Origin of the sequence: Trichocoleus sp. FACHB-90, from assembly GCF_014695505.1 — a bacterium.
Lineage (GTDB): Bacteria > Cyanobacteriota > Cyanobacteriia > Cyanobacteriales > FACHB-T130 > Funiculus > Funiculus sociatus.
On record NZ_JACJOK010000054.1, the window covers coordinates 21,719 to 37,177 of the forward strand.

11 protein-coding genes are annotated in these 15,459 nt (G+C 48.3%); 10 read left to right on the forward strand and 1 reads right to left on the reverse strand.

Annotated elements, in window-relative coordinates; all coding sequences use genetic code 11:
* Window positions 1-4: 4 nt before the first annotated feature.
* From H6F74_RS15640 to H6F74_RS15650, 3 genes are all read left to right on the forward strand, one after another.
* Window positions 5-1,030, forward strand: coding sequence for an ATP-binding SpoIIE family protein phosphatase (locus tag H6F74_RS15640; protein ID WP_190442684.1), 1,026 nt, complete (start codon window positions 5-7; stop codon window positions 1,028-1,030).
* A 430-nt stretch (window positions 1,031-1,460) separates the two neighbouring features.
* The gene (locus H6F74_RS15645; RefSeq protein ID WP_190442685.1) at window positions 1,461-3,623 is read left to right on the forward strand and encodes an ATP-binding protein; all 2,163 of its coding nucleotides are present in this window, start codon (window positions 1,461-1,463) and stop codon (window positions 3,621-3,623) included.
* Window positions 3,616-5,964 carry a response regulator gene (locus H6F74_RS15650; protein WP_190442687.1) on the forward strand — a complete coding sequence of 783 codons (2,349 nt, stop codon included), beginning with the start codon at window positions 3,616-3,618 and terminating at the stop codon, window positions 5,962-5,964. Before H6F74_RS15645 ends, H6F74_RS15650 begins: the two co-directional genes overlap by 8 nt.
* Before the next feature lie 31 nt (window positions 5,965-5,995).
* Here the strand turns inward: H6F74_RS15650 and H6F74_RS15655 are convergent, their stop codons facing one another.
* A complete protein-coding gene (locus tag H6F74_RS15655) occupies window positions 5,996-6,655 on the reverse strand; it encodes a heterocyst differentiation related protein (RefSeq protein WP_190442690.1) in 660 nt (219 codons plus the stop codon).
* Window positions 6,656-6,982: 327 nt separating this feature from the next.
* Between H6F74_RS15655 and H6F74_RS15660 the strand changes: the two genes are divergently transcribed.
* The 7 genes from H6F74_RS15660 to H6F74_RS15690 all read left to right on the forward strand — a co-directional run bounded on the left by H6F74_RS15660 (window position 6,983) and on the right by H6F74_RS15690 (window position 15,407).
* The gene (locus H6F74_RS15660) at window positions 6,983-7,393 is read left to right on the forward strand and encodes a GFA family protein (RefSeq protein ID WP_190442692.1); all 411 of its coding nucleotides are present in this window, start codon (window positions 6,983-6,985) and stop codon (window positions 7,391-7,393) included.
* A gap of 273 nt (window positions 7,394-7,666) precedes the next feature.
* Complete coding sequence (locus H6F74_RS29400; RefSeq protein ID WP_199301277.1) at window positions 7,667-10,126, forward strand: CHASE2 domain-containing serine/threonine-protein kinase; 2,460 nt, start codon at window positions 7,667-7,669, stop codon at window positions 10,124-10,126.
* A complete protein-coding gene (locus H6F74_RS15670; protein ID WP_190442694.1) occupies window positions 10,080-10,277 on the forward strand; it encodes a hypothetical protein in 198 nt (65 codons plus the stop codon). Before H6F74_RS29400 ends, H6F74_RS15670 begins: the two co-directional genes overlap by 47 nt.
* A gap of 95 nt (window positions 10,278-10,372) precedes the next feature.
* Window positions 10,373-11,497, forward strand: coding sequence for a magnesium chelatase ATPase subunit I (gene bchI, locus H6F74_RS15675; RefSeq protein WP_190428100.1), 1,125 nt, complete (start codon window positions 10,373-10,375; stop codon window positions 11,495-11,497).
* 153 nt (window positions 11,498-11,650) lie between these two features.
* The gene (locus tag H6F74_RS15680) at window positions 11,651-12,433 is read left to right on the forward strand and encodes an ABC transporter ATP-binding protein (RefSeq protein WP_190442696.1); all 783 of its coding nucleotides are present in this window, start codon (window positions 11,651-11,653) and stop codon (window positions 12,431-12,433) included.
* Between the two features lie 85 nt (window positions 12,434-12,518).
* A complete protein-coding gene (locus H6F74_RS15685) occupies window positions 12,519-13,964 on the forward strand; it encodes an MlaD family protein (RefSeq protein ID WP_190442698.1) in 1,446 nt (481 codons plus the stop codon).
* 207 nt (window positions 13,965-14,171) lie between these two features.
* Window positions 14,172-15,407 carry an LL-diaminopimelate aminotransferase gene (locus H6F74_RS15690; protein WP_190442700.1) on the forward strand — a complete coding sequence of 412 codons (1,236 nt, stop codon included), beginning with the start codon at window positions 14,172-14,174 and terminating at the stop codon, window positions 15,405-15,407.
* Window positions 15,408-15,459: the final 52 nt, after the last annotated feature.

The window sequence follows — 15,459 nt, forward strand, 5'->3', positions numbered from 1 at the left end:
ATATATGAGAGATCCAGTCGGCTTGCCCATCTTAGAGTTTAGTCAGGCTGGTGAAGCGCGACGGATGGCTTTATCCCTCGCCAGTAATCTCGGTTTCAACGAAACAGAACGAGGGAAGGTAGGCATTGTTGTCACCGAGATGGCAAATAACCTTGTTCGTCACGCTACCGACGGTCAGTTGCTGCTCCAAGCTTTGGAAAAAAACGACATCGTGGGGATCGAAATCCTAGCGCTGGACAAAGGGCCAGGAATGAGCAATATCAGCGAGTGTTTGCGCGATGGCTATTCTACGGCGGGAACTCCGGGAAATGGCTTAGGCGCGATCGCTCGCCTCTCCGCTGTTTTTGATATTCATTCTGTTCCCAGTGTAGGGACAGCCTTATTAAGCCAACTCTGGGCTAGTCCTAACCAAGTGCCGCCACGCAGCAATATAGATATAGATATAGGTGTAGTGTGCTTGCCCAAAATAGGTGAGGAGGTTTCGGGTGATGCTTGGGCAATAGATCGCTGTGGCGATCGCACTCTGTTCTTAGTTGCAGATGGTTTAGGTCACGGGCCTCTAGCCGCCGAAGCGTCCTTAGAAGCGGTGAGGATATTTCGAGAGAATGTCTGTCAAAGTCCCAAAGAAATTATTGAAGCAGCTCATGCGGCTTTGCGAAGTACACGGGGAGCAGCAATGGCGATCGCTGAAGTAAACTTTGAAAAACAAGCAGTTTGTTTTGCTGGAGTTGGCAACATTTCTGCCACAGTTCTTTCTCCCAACCAAGAGATAGGACTAGCCCGTTCTTACAGTATGGTTTCCCATAACGGCACTGTCGGGCATGAGGTTCGCAAAATTCAGGAGTTTGTTTATCAGTGGTCTAAAGGGGGGATTTTGATAATGCACTCCGACGGTTTAGGTACGCAGTGGCGTTTAGATCGTTATCCTGGTTTAGCCGCAAAACATCCCAGCCTGCTCGCTGGAGTTCTATACCGGGATTTTACCCGACACCGCGATGATGTCACGGTGCTGGTCGCACGGGAAAATTAATAATAACTGTTGGGCGGGCCTCTTGTCTGCTATCAAATAAGGTGGGGAAGATGCTTGTTTTACTGAAAAACTATAGCGGTTCTCAGTTGCGTGAAGTACATCAGAATAACCTAACCCCCAACCCCTTCCCACCTCTCCCTAACCCTCTCCTACGTTAGCGTTAGCGGTGCGAAGCACGGAGAGGGAAGCCGAATAAATGTTTTTTACGGGGAAGGGGAGTAAGAATCAAAGCCTCTCTCAAGAGATATCAGAGTGTACCGCATCGAACCGAGAACCGCTATATAGCAGTCTTTGCAGGTTTGTAATAATTTATGAACCGCTCAGCCTACGCTTTGGGCTTAGCAAGAGAAAGGAGAAACAAGAGAGAAACAGGAAAGACGGAAGGTTTTATAAATGATTTAGGATTGCTATATATATTAATAAATAACCGATGGCTAAGGAAGAGATAACTATCCTCACTATAGAAATACGCTTTGAACAAGATGTCGTTCTGACACGTCAGCGGGTGCGCCAGATTACTGAGTTGTTGGGTTTTGACTCTCAAGATCGGACGCGCATTGCTACTGCTGTTTCTGAAATTGCCCGCAACGCTTTTCAATATGCAAAGGGTGGAAAAATTCAATTTTGGGTGGAAGGCGAATCACCTCAAATATTCATGGTTTCCATTCGTGACAAAGGGCGGGGTATCCCTAATCTCAAGACTATTCTAGAGGGACAATATAGGTCGAATACGGGAATGGGGTTAGGTATTATTGGCAGCAAGCGACTGATGGATCAGTTTCGCATTGACTCTACCCCTGAGCAAGGAACAGTGGTAGTGATGGGGAAAAATTTGCCTAAACGCAGTCCTATAGTCACCACAAAACGTTTGGGTGAGATTGCTAATGAGTTGATAATGCGATCGCCTGAAAATCCTTATTCTGAAATTCAGCAGCAAAACCAAGAACTGCTTCGCACTCTAGAAGAACTAGAAAAACGTCAAGCCGAGCTAGCTCAACTCAACCGTGAGCTAGAGGATACTAATCGCGGTGTTGTGGCACTATATGCAGAATTAGACGAAAAAGCTGATTCTTTACAGCGCGCTAATGAACTTAAAACTCGCTTTCTCTCGAACATGAGTCATGAGTTTCGCACACCGCTAAACTCGATTTTGTCTCTGTCCCGCCTACTGCTGGATCGGATGGATGGCGAATTGACAGATGAGCAAGAAAAGCAAGTAAGGTTTATCCGCCAATCAGGTGAAGGTCTTTTGGAGTTAGTTAACGACCTTTTGGATCTGGCAAAGATTGAAGCGGGAAAAATTGTTATTCATCCGAATGAGTTTGAGGTGAGCGAGCTTTTCGGCGCTTTAAGAGGTATGCTGCGTCCTCTTCTCGCTTATAATTCTTCAATTTCTCTGATTTTTGAAGAACCCGTTGGTATTCCCACACTCTACACTGATGAGGGCAAAGTTGCTCAGGTTCTGAGAAATTTTATTTCTAATGCAATCAAATATACAGAAAAAGGTGAAGTTCGCATTGCTGCCAAATTGGTTAGTAGAACGGTAGTTTTTTCCGTGGCTGATACCGGAATTGGCATTGCACCGGAAGATAAAAAGCGAATTTTTGAGGAATTTGTCCAGGTAGATTCCGCTTTTCAAAAGCGGGTTAAAGGCACAGGACTTGGACTTTCTCTATCACGGCATTTAACCGAATTGCTGGGCGGCAATGTTTCTTTAACAAGTGAGCTGGGAAAGGGTTCAACGTTTTTTGCTACCATCCCGATTAGCTACAATAATTCCGAGTTTGGGGCAGGGGTGCCAGATATTAACTGGCAGTTAGATCCGTCTCGTTTGCCTGTACTCGTAATAGAGGATAACGAGGAGACATTCTTTACTTACGAGAAGTATTTCCAAGGTTCAAATTATCAGCTTATTCAGGCGCGATCGCTCAAGGAAGCCCAACTTGCTCTTGAGATGTTTAAACCTGTCGCGGTAATATCTGACATATTACTAAAAGAGCAAAATACCTGGAATTTGATTTCAGAAATGAAACAAAATGAAGCAACGCGGGATATCCCCCTGCTCGTCATTACTGTTATTAATAACGATAAAAAAGCGCTAGAATTGGGGGCAGATGCGTTTTTTGTTAAACCAGTAGAGCGATTATTACTATTGGATAATTTTAATAGACTTATCAATAAAAAGAGACAACAGAAAGTTTTGATAATTGACGATGAACAGGTATCCCGATATTTACTAAAGCAATTATTAGCTTATACTAATTTTACAATCCTTGAAGCCGACAATGGACGCGAAGGCATCCGCTTAGCGGGAGAAGAAAATCCGGATTGCATTTTTCTGGATCTGGCAATGCCACATATGAACGGATTTGAGGTGATAGAACTTCTAAAAAGCGATCACGCTACTAGCAATATACCGGTAATTATTAATACATCAAAAGTGCTAGAAGAAGAGGAAAAAAGGGATCTTGCCCGCAGGACGGTAGCGATTCTCTCTAAAGATCCATTGCGGGAAGATGCGATCGCCCGAAGTCGGGAAGCACTGCTTAAAGCTGGGCTAGTGCTGGAACCTGGAGAAAAAAATCATGGATGATAGCGTTGTAACTATTCTGCACGTAGACGACAACGAAACCAACCGCTATGTCGTCAGCCGGATGTTAAAACAAGCCGGATTTCAGGTTAAGGAAGCAGCAACAGGCGAAGCTGGTCTGCAAATGGTGGTAGCACAACAACCCGACTTAATAATCCTTGACGTAAAGCTTCCAGATATCGATGGGTTTGAGGTATGTCGCCGGATTAAGGAAAACCCTCACACGTCCTTTATTCCCGTGCTACATTTATCCGCTAGTTTTGTCAAGAGCCGAGATAAGGCACAGGGATTAGAAGGCGGTGCAGATGGCTACCTAGCCCAACCTGTAGAGCCAATAGAATTGATCGCCACTGTCAAAGCGCTGCTCCGCATCCGAGAAGCTGAGGAATCGGCGCTGGGTTTAGCGAAGGAGTGGCAGACTACCTTTGATGCAATGAGCGACGGTGTTTGTTTACTAGATTCCAAAGGCAAAGTTATCAGATGTAACAGCGCCATGTCTCAGCTTCTGGAGAAACCCTTCAGCGACATCGAGGGTAGCTTTCACCAGGAACTTCTACAAAAAATACTGGGTTCAAGTCAGGAGTGTCCCTTTTCTAGCATTCAGCAAACTCAGCGTCGCGAAAGCAGAGAGCTAAAGAACGGTACGCGCTGGTTTGCCATCACCGCAGATCCGATATTTGACCAGAGCAAAGCTTTCACAGGTGCCGTTTACATAGTAGCTGACATTAGCGATCGCAAGTTTGCCGAGGAAGCACAGCGGGTAAGCGAAGAGCGGTTCCACCTGTTGTTGGACAATGTGAAGGAGTACGCAATTTTCTTTCTCGACACAGAGGCGCGTATTGTCCGTTGGAGCGCTGGGGCAGAACGCATCTTAGGCTATCAGGAAGCAGAGATCCTGGGACAACATTCTTCAATTATCTTCACACTAGAAGACTTGGAGAGCGGCGAGGACAAAAAGGAACTCCAAACAGCAGCAACGCAAGGTCGGGCTGAGGATGAGCGCTGGCACGTTCGCCAAGACGGCAGCCGTTTCTGGGCAAGTGGCTTCATATCACCCTTAAAAGATGAAACTGGGTTGCGAGGCTTTGTCAAAATCATGCGCGACTTCACCGAACGCAAGCAAGCTGAAGACGAACGCGCCCAGCTACTCGCCTCGGAACAGGAAGCACGCGCCGCCGCCGAGGCAGCCAACCGGATGAAGGACGAATTTTTGGCGACACTTTCCCACGAATTGCGATCGCCACTAAATGCCATGCTAGGGTGGCTGCGACTGCTGAATACTCGAAAGTTTGACGAAGCGACTACTGCTAGAGCTATGGAGACCATTGAACGGTCTGCCAGAGCGCAAGCACAACTGGTTGAGGATTTGCTGGATGTCTCCCGCATTATTCAAGGCAAACTCCGCTTGAGTGTCCGCCCAGTGGAACTGTCTACAGTCATTGAGGCGGCTCTTGATACCGTCCGCCCAGCGGCTGAGGCTAAGGCAATCCAACTGCAAAGCATACTTGATCCGGCAGCCGGGCCAGTTGCAGGCGACTCAGACCGTTTGCAGCAGGTAATCTGGAACCTGGTATCTAATGCGATTAAGTTTACGCCCAAGGAAGGGAGCGTTCACGTTAGCCTGAAACGGATTAACTCTCATGTGGAGATTACAATCAGCGATAGCGGAGAAGGCATCAACCCCGACTTTGTGCCTTATGTCTTCGAGCGGTTTCGTCAAGCTGATAGCTCTATCACTAGGCAATACAGCGGACTCGGACTAGGTTTAGCCATTGTCCGCAACTTGGTAGAACTGCACGGCGGAACAGTTCGCGCCCACAGCGAAGGCGCAGGGAAGGGAGCGACATTTATTGTCAAACTTCCAGTTATGCCTGTCCGTGTAGAGACAAGCAATGCGGAGCGGGTACAGCCAGCAGCTGTTGAAAGTGGTGTATCGTTCGAGCCGCCCTCGCTGGATGGGTTAAAGGTACTTGTGGTCGATGACAATGCTGATACTCGCCTGTTTCTGACTACGGTACTCGAAGAGTGCAAAGCCCAAGTAAAAGCAGCTGCATCGGTGAGCGAGGCAATGGAGCTGATTAAACAGTCAAAGCCAGATGTTTTAGTCAGCGATATCGGGATGCCTGAAGAAGACGGCTATACTTTGATCGGCAAGGTACGAGCGCTATCGCCAGAGCAAGGGGGCCTGATTCCAGCTGCTGCACTAACAGCATACGCTAGGGCTGAGGATCGGACGCGATCGCTAATGTCCGGTTTTCAGATACATTTACCTAAGCCTGTGGAACCAGCCGAGTTAGCTGCGGTAGTCGCAAACCTCGCTGGGAGAAGTGGAATTCGTTGCTAATTGCTAATTGCTAAATGTCATTAACCCTTGACTAATACCTGTCATAATCTATCGGGTCATCTCGTCTGCTTTCCAACCGAGGCGGCAGAAACTCAGAACGCCTTCTTTGAGTTACACTTGGCGGGTGAGTAGGAATCGGATGAATCACTTGCACTGTCCGGGAATGACGCTGCTGTTGCGAGAACACAACAAAAATTCCTGCAACGACAATGCCACCAAACAAAGTTAAAACGATTCCTCCAAATGCCCAGAGTACACCGGAAAGAATTTGATTATTCGGCTGCCCAGCAGTTGCCAAAGTCGCTGAGTTCACCTGTCCCCCCAGCACATTTGTTTTTGCCTGCGTCGTCAGAGCCTCGATAAGCGTCTGCTGATTCCGCAGTTGAAGTTTCATCTGCTCAGTTTCATTCCGCTGCTGTTCCAGCTGATCTCGGAGCCGTTCTGTGTCGTTCTGCTGTCGGAGACAATAGGAAGAAGATTGAGTCTGATCCTGCGGCGCGATCGCGCTAGCACCAGGAGGAGGCGGCGGCAGCTGCCCCGTCATCGAAGGCTGACCCAGCGGCGGCGGTGGCACCGCAGTATAAGCGGATAGGTTAGTTTGTCCTGCACTACCTCCTGTCTTCAGCAAGACGATAGCCGCAATTCCAGCGAAGGCAGCCCCGGCCAGAAATGCCATACTTTTATCACTCATCGTTCTTGCTTCTTAACTGCAACTTAACCACAAACAGAACTGACGCACTCTGACCAACCTCACTTTAACCCGACTTTACTGGCGTTGAACACCGCAACTGAGTATATGAGGTATTGAGCAATTTGTTAACACATCATATCGTTTAGGAATACTTCTAATACATTCATGCACCAGAATATTTTAGCTATCTACTTCAAATTTTTTTACCTGGGCTTTTGCCCACCTAGATACTCATCGGTGCTATGCTTGCCACACTAGGCGGATAATATGTCTTGGGGTCTACCATCGGCATCAAAACCACCGCCATTTAGCCCAAGATTCTGCGAAATGAGCGCATCAGAAGAACTGGTTACTTATGAAGGTGGGTGTCACTGTGGCGCAGTGCGCTTTCGCGTCATAGTGGACGAGCATAAGGCAGATGATTGCAACTGCTCCATCTGTAGAAAGAAGGGTTTTTTACATCTGATTGTGCCACCGGAGCATTTTACCTTACTGTCTGGTGCAGAGGTTTTGACAACCTATACCTTCAACACTGGTATTGCCAAGCACACGTTCTGTCGTATTTGTGGGATTCACCCATTTTATCGCCCCCGCTCCCATCCCGATTCGATTGATGTCAACTTGCGCTGTTTGGATGGTGATGTGTTGTCTTGTTTTCACATCGTTCCTTTTGATGGGATGAATTGGGAGGAAAACGTACATAAGATTCGCTCTGAGACATCAAAAACCGAGCTATAAATCGGCAAATATCTCAAAAAAAAATTAAAATCAAGCTAAATGGTAGATTAAATCAGCCAACGGCGGGTACTAAAATGCAAGCATGGTCAGGGGCATTTGTTCAAAGAAGCTGTTGAAGGCTCCAAACGGCTGTAGGCAAGCTCTTACCAAGCCGTAGCGGTGAAAAAAAAATTAGCAAGTTCTGACACCGTAGGGGTTCTTTAAGGGTGGGGAACGTTTTAGGCTGGCAGTCTTCCTTGGCTTCTAATCTTATAACCTGACAAAGTTTATGTAATGGCTCAGCTCTCAAAGCCGAATTTCAGTGGAATGCGATCGCGTCTGCTACGCACAGGTGCCTCAGTATGGAGGCTACCAACAGTTGTAGTGACTGTGGCAGTCAGTATCTTTGTGGTGGGGTTGCGGCAGCAGGGCCTGCTAGAAACTTTGGAACTGGGTGCTTATGACCAAATGGTGCGGCTGCTACCTGAGAAAGAACCAGACCCCCGCCTGTTGGTGGTGGCTGTCACGGAAGCGGACATCCAAACTTACAAAGATTATCCAATAACTGATGCCGTGATGCACCAGTTATTGACAAAATTGCTCTCAAAAAATCCGCGTGCTATCGGTCTGGATATTATTCGCGATTTGCCAGTAGAACCGGGCCATGCGGCATTTTCAAAGCTGATGAGTAGCGAGCGCCGCATCGTTCCGGTGTGTATAGTCAAAGGTGGGGAAAATCCCGGCAATGCCCCACCTCCGAATGTTGCCGACGATCGGGTTGGCTTTGCCGACATGAAGGCTGATGCTGATGGCATTATTCGCCGGGGTTTGTTATTCGTCTCTCCATCCGCTCACCAGCCTTGTCCTAACCCTAACTCCTTTGGATTCCAGCTGGTACAACCTTACTTGGAAAAAGAAGGAATTAAGCCAACACAGAGTGAGCAAGGTTATCTCAAAATAAAAAATACCGTATTCAAACCGCTAGAAGCCAATGATGGAGGGTATATAGGGGAAGATACACGCGGTTATCAAATCCTGCTAAATTACCGCGCCCCTAAATATCCTGCAAAGCAAGTCACAATGTCCCAAGTTCTCAACGGTCAGGTTGACGAAAACTTGGTAAAAGACCGCATCGTTCTCATCGGTGTCACCGCTTCCAGCGTTCCTGATGCTAAATATACTCCCTACAGCGCTGGACTAACGGGCAACCGCACAATGCCCGGAGTTGTGATTCATGCCCAGATGGTAAGTCAGATTCTCAGCGCTAGTCTGGATGGGCATCGTCAATTTTGGTTCTGGTCTGAGTGGGGAGAAGCACTTTGGCTGGTAGGCTGGTCTGTAGTCGGCGGACTGGTGGCTTTTCGGCTGCGGCATCCAGGGCATCTGGCACTAGCAGAAGGCGCGTGCTTGGCGGTTTTGTCTGGAACGTGCTGGCTTCTGTTTACTCAGGCGGGATGGGTGCCAGTGGTGCCGCCAGCCTTGGCTTTGGTGATGACTGGTGCTGGGGTGATGGCTTACAATACTCACCAAGCCGAGAAAGAGCATAAAAAGATTGCGCTTTTGGTTCGGGAACAGCAGAATAACCTGCTGGAGATGCAAGCACTGCTGAAAGAAAAACGGCAGGAGACGTTAGCGACAGGAGCGATCGCTCCTGAACAATCTTGGGCGCGAAAGGATGATGATTCAACAGCGATCGCTCCTGAACAATCTTCGGACACAGATGATAGTTCGACTGCGGTCTGGGAAGACAACCCAGACGCGACTACCAAAGCCGCCGATCTGCACAACGAGCAATCAAAGCGACCTCTCTTACCATTGTCCTTAGCCGGACAAATAGGCGATCGCCGGGGTGGTTCCCTACTAGCAGGACGCTACAAAACCGTTCGGGGTTTAGCTTCCGGCGGTTTTGGTCACACCTATCTAGCAGAAGATACCAAGCGACCTGGTAATCCCCTGTGCGTCATTAAGCACTTGATGCCTGCTCATCGCGATGAAAAATTTTTGCAACTGGCAAGACGACTGTTTCACACAGAAGCCGAAATTCTAGAACAGTTGGGTCATCATCCTCAGATTCCCCAATTATTAGCTTATTTTGAAGAAAACCAAGAATTTTACTTAGTTGAAGAATTTGTCAAAGGTCATCCGCTGAGCGACGAATTACCAGTAGACAAGCGCCTACCAGAAGCGCAAGTCGCTGAGATACTGTACGGGATTCTGGAAACTTTGGCTTTTATCCATGAAAACTACGTAATCCACCGGGATATCAAACCCAGCAACATTATCCGCCGCGAAAAAGACAATAAACTGTTTTTGATTGACTTTGGGGCGGTTAAACAAATGCAGCCCCACCCTAACGAACAGGAAAATCTCACCGTTGCCATTGGTACGAAAGGTTACACGCCGCCTGAGCAATACAAAGGTAAGCCAAACTTCAGTAGCGATATCTACGCCGTTGGCATAATTGGCATCGAGGCGCTGACGGGCATATCTCCCCAAAAGCTTTCTAGTGACGAAACCTGCAACGTCATCTGGCGCGATTTCGCCTCAGTTCAGGAGGAATTTGCCAACATCATCGATAAAATGGTGCGTTACCACTTCCTCGACCGTTACCAGACAACTTTAGAGGTGCTAAACGATTTGAAACGCCTACAAGATTCTGGCACTTTACAACAGTCGGTCATGCCTAGACAAGATTTGGGACTCAGAAGTGCGGAGCCAGAAATTAGAAGTCCCTCTTCAGGGGTGCCGAGATGAGGGGGATTGGGGATTGGGGATTGGGGATTGGGGATTGGGGCTGGGGATTGGGGACTGGGGATTGGGGAATTACCACTCCATAGTTAAAAAGGGATTGGGGATTGGGGACTGGTTAGCAGAGGAAGCTAGGGGATTAGCACTCTATAGTTAAAAATGTAATCATTTTTAAGTTGTAAATTGGAATTTTTAAGGGATAAAAGTGGCACAATGAAAGTCTGTCAATAACAAGCCCGGAGTAAAAATTCTGTGAGTCCGACTGCCTCAGCGCCTGAAAAAAGAGCAAGCCGTGCGGTTTTTCCTTTTACTGCGATCGTCGGTCAGGAAGAGATGAAACTGGCTTTGCTGCTGAATGTAATTGACCCCAAAATCGGCGGTGTGATGATTATGGGCGATCGCGGCACTGGCAAATCCACCACCATCCGGGCGTTGGCTGACCTATTGCCCGAAATCGAAGTCGTTGCTGATGACCCCTTCAATAGCGATCCCAACGACCCCGACGTGATGAGCGACACCGTGCGCGACCTGGTTGCACAGCAGCAGGAAATACCCGTCGCCAAGAAAAAAGTCCAGATGGTTGACCTGCCCCTTGGTGCCACAGAAGACCGCGTTTGCGGCACCATCGACATCGAAAAAGCTTTATCCCAAGGAGTCAGAGCCTTTGAACCCGGACTCCTCGCTAAAGCTAACCGGGGTATTCTCTACGTGGATGAAGTCAACTTACTTGACGACCACCTGGTAGATGTGCTACTAGACTCAGCAGCTAGTGGCTGGAACACCGTAGAACGGGAAGGCATTTCGATTCGCCACCCTGCCCGGTTTGTGTTGGTGGGTTCCGGGAACCCGGAAGAAGGCGAACTGCGCCCCCAATTGCTCGACCGTTTCGGAATGCACGCTGAAATCCGCACTGTGAAAGAACCAGCGTTGCGAGTGGAAATTGTAGAGCAACGAGCCGAGTTTGACCAAAATCCGCAGCAGTTTCTCGAAAAGTACCAGGACAAGCAACAAGAGTTGCAACAAAAGCTAGTCAGCGCCCAGGAGTTACTACCCTCGGTGAAAATGGAGTACGAACTGCGGGTAAACATTTCCTCTGTTTGTTCAGAATTGGATGTGGATGGTTTGCGGGGTGACATCGTGACCAACAGGGCCGCCAAAGCGATCGCGGCCTTGGAAGGACGCACCGAAGCGACTGTAGACGACATCCGCCGCGTCATTGCCCTTTGTCTACGCCACCGTCTCCGCAAAGACCCCTTAGAGTCGATTGATTCCGGCTACAAGGTAGAAAAGGTCTTCGGGCGTGTCTTCGGGCTGGAGATGTCCTCAGAAGAAACTGGCACGGCTACATCGAACGGAGTCCGTCAGGGCGTAAGGTAATGGGATTGGGGATTGGGGATTGGGGATTGGGGATTGGGGATTGGGGATTGGGGATTGGGAAAAAGTCTTATCTAGTCCCTAGCCAGTAGTCCCCAGCCCCCACAGCCCCCAGCCCCTAGCCCCCAGTCCCCAGTCCCCAGTCCCCAACCCCCTATGTCTGAACCGCTAATTGAACTAAAGGGAATTTCTAAATCTTTTGGCAGCAGTGTCATCCTAGATCAGGTTAATCTGACGATTTATCAGGGTGATGCGCTGGCAATTATTGGCCCCTCTGGAACTGGGAAATCGACGATTTTGCGAATTATTGCTGGACTGCTGGCTCCCGATGCTGGCGAGATTTATATCCAGGGAAAGCGTCGTAAGGGTTTAATTGAAGATGCTGAAGATCCGATAAACATCGGCATGGTGTTCCAGCAGGCGGCTTTGTTTGACTCCTTGACAGTGGAAGAAAATGTCGGCTTTCTGCTGTTTCAGCGTTCTAAACTAGCGTATCGGCGGATACGAGAACTGGTAGAGGAAAAGTTGGAGATGGTCGGGTTGGGGGGAATGAGCGATCGCTACCCCTCCCAACTTTCCGGCGGGATGCGGAAGCGAGTCAGTTTCGCTCGTGCTATAATGTCCAATCCAGACAGCTCCCAGGACACGCCAGAAGTTTTACTGTATGATGAGCCTACCGCTGGACTTGACCCCATCGCCTCCACGGTGATAGAAGATTTAGTCCGGCAGTTGCAACGTCAGCAAGGCGGTTGCGGCAGTTACGTGATGGTGACGCACCAAGATAGTACCATTCGCCGCACCTCTGACCGAATTGTGTTTCTCTATCAAGGACAGATACAGTGGTCAGGTGCAACGAGCGAGATTGACACTACAGATGATCCTCTGGTGCGACAATTTTTTAGCGCCAGTGTAACCGGGCCCATTCATGTTGTCGGCTAAAATCAATTAAAAATTAAAAATTAAAAATTAAAAATCTACTTTTTTAATCTTTAGTTTTGCATTTTTAATTTTATGAGGAAGACAGATGCGATCGCGAACAGTTCGAGAAGGCTCCGTCGGTTTGTTAATCCTAGTGTCCCTTTTCTTGTTTGGTGGACTAATCTTTTGGATACGTGACATCAGGTATGGTAAAAAAAGCTACACGGTAATCGCAGAATTTGCCAACGTTGGGGGAATGCAACAAGGCGCTTCCGTCCGCTATCGCGGCGTTAACGTCGGTCAAATTACCGCCATTAACCCCCGCTCTAATGGCGTGGATGTGACAATGGAAATTTCCCCAGCAGACTTGGTAATGCCAAATGAAGTCGTAGTTGAAGCCAATCAATCCGGTCTGTTGAGCGAAACTTCCATCGACATTAATCCCCTCAAGCAGCTCCCCCCTGAAGTTAAAGTTGCGCTGCCGCTTGACCCCCAATGCCCAACGGGCCTGATTGTTTGTAACAACGAGCGTGTAAGAGGTCAAATTGGTATTAGTTTCGATGAACTGCTTCGCAGCACTACCCGCATTGCCAATCTCTACAACGACCCAACTTTATTAGCTAACCTGAAAGCAGCCACTAAAAATACCAGCGATGCCGCAGTTGGAGTGGCGCAACTCACTCGCGATTTCTCCGGTTTGAGCGCGACAGTACAACAAGAGATAAAAACCTTCTCAGGTGCTGCCAATGCTGTAACCCGCGCCGCCAACCAAACCAGCGCCCAACTTAGTCAAATTGGCGGTACAGCCAATCAATTCGGTTTGGCAGCAAATCAGATTACTAGAACTGCCAATCAATACAGCCTAACCGCCACTCAGCTAAACCAACTGCTTGGCAATGTCAACAGCTTAGTGGTACAAAATCGTTCGACTTTGCTCAGCACTTTAGATAACTTTTCCAGCAGCAGCCAACAACTACGCACTACAGTAAACAGCCTGACGGGACAAGTCAACCAGTTTGGCAATACGGAACTGCGGCGTAATTTAGAAGTTCTTTCGGCTAACGCAGCGCAGGCATCTGTTAATGCGGCGCAGGCATCAGCTAACTTGCGCGACCTTACCACCGCTCTTAATAGTCCAACAAATTTGGTGGTGTTACAACAAACATTGGATTCGGCGCGGACAACTTTTGAAAACGCCCAGAAAATCACATCCGATTTGGACGATCTCACAGGCGATCAAGCTTTCCGTAACAATTTACGAAATTTGGTCAATGGACTCAGCGGTTTGGTGTCTTCAACCCAGCAGCTAGAGCAGCAGGTTCAGATAGCTGAGGTTTTGGAACCAGCAAGAGCGGCGATTAACACGCAAGTTGCCGGAAAAATGAATAAAGACGTTTCTTCATCGTTCTCCTCTAGCCCTTTGACAAATATTAAGGCCCAGAAGCAGTTAAAGTCTAACCCAATTGCTCGACCGAAAGCGATCACTTTACCCCCTGCCTACTGGCATGAAGAATCAACTCAGCCAGCTGCGGATTTTGAAAAGAAAAAGTGAACTTGCTTTTGTTACTCAGGATAAATGACTGTTTCTATCATCCAAACTTCTGCTGCGGCTAACTTCAAACAAACAGGAGGCAGAAATGCCTAGCCTAGAATCTGTGAATGGAACACCCGCTAAACGCCAAAGATGTTATAGCGACACAAGGATGTCAATATAATATTTTACTGGTTCTGTCGCGGAGCGTGTTTAGAACAATCTAGTATGGCAACAATTAACACCAACTACCTGAAGTTGAAAGCAGGCTATCTGTTTCCCGAAATTGCTCGACGGGTGAATGCTTTCGCACAAGCCAATCCTGATGCCAACCTTATTCGGCTAGGTATTGGCGATGTCACGGAACCACTGCCGGAAGCCTGCCGCGCGGCTATGATCAAAGCTGTGGAAGAAATGGGCGATCGCGCTAGTTTTAAAGGTTATGGCCCAGAGCAAGGCTACGCCTGGTTACGCGAGAAAATTGCGATTAATGACTTCCAATCGCGGGGATGCGAGGTTGATGCGTCGGAAATCTTCATCTCTGACGGTTCCAAGTGCGATACAGGCAACATTCTCGACATCTTTGGAGATGATAATGCGATCGCTGTCACCGATCCTGTTTATCCGGTGTATGTAGACACTAACGTGATGGCAGGACATACGGGAGACGCTAACGAGAAGGGCGAATTTAAAGGTTTAGTGTATCTGCCGATCACCGCAGAGAACAACTTTACCGCAGAGATACCTCGTGAGAAAGTTGATTTGATTTATCTGTGCTTCCCGAATAATCCTACAGGAGCGATCGCTACCAAAGAACACCTGAAAGCATGGGTAGACTACGCCAAAGCCAATGGCTCGATCATTTTCTTCGATGCAGCCTACGAAGCATTTATCACCGATTCCAACCTTCCTCACTCCATCTACGAAATTGAAGGAGCAAGGGATTGCGCGATCGAGTTTCGTTCCTTCTCCAAGAATGCAGGTTTTACTGGCACCCGTTGTGCGTTAACAGTAGTACCAAAAACGCTCACAGCAAAAGCTAGCGATGGTTCTGATGTGGAACTCTGGAAGCTGTGGAATCGCCGCCAGTCCACCAAGTTTAATGGCGTGTCTTATATCGTGCAACGCGGAGCCGAGGCGGTTTACTCCCCAGAAGGAATTTCACAAACTAAGGCGCTTGTCAACTTCTATATGGAAAACGCCAAAATTATTCGCGAGAAGCTGACAGCAGCCGGATTGCAAGTATATGGCGGCGTGAATGCACCTTACGTCTGGGTGAAAACGCCCAATAATTTGTCTAGTTGGGATTTCTTCGATAAGTTGCTGCACACAGCGAATGTTGTGGGAACCCCCGGTTCTGGTTTTGGTGCAGCAGGCGAAGGCTACTTCCGCATCTCGGCGTTTAATAGTCGGGAAAATGTGGAAGAGGCAATGAAACGGATTACCGAGCAATTTAAGGTGTAAGGCGAGTAGTTTTGACTATCGATTCTCGCCGATCATACTAGACCTTGTATTG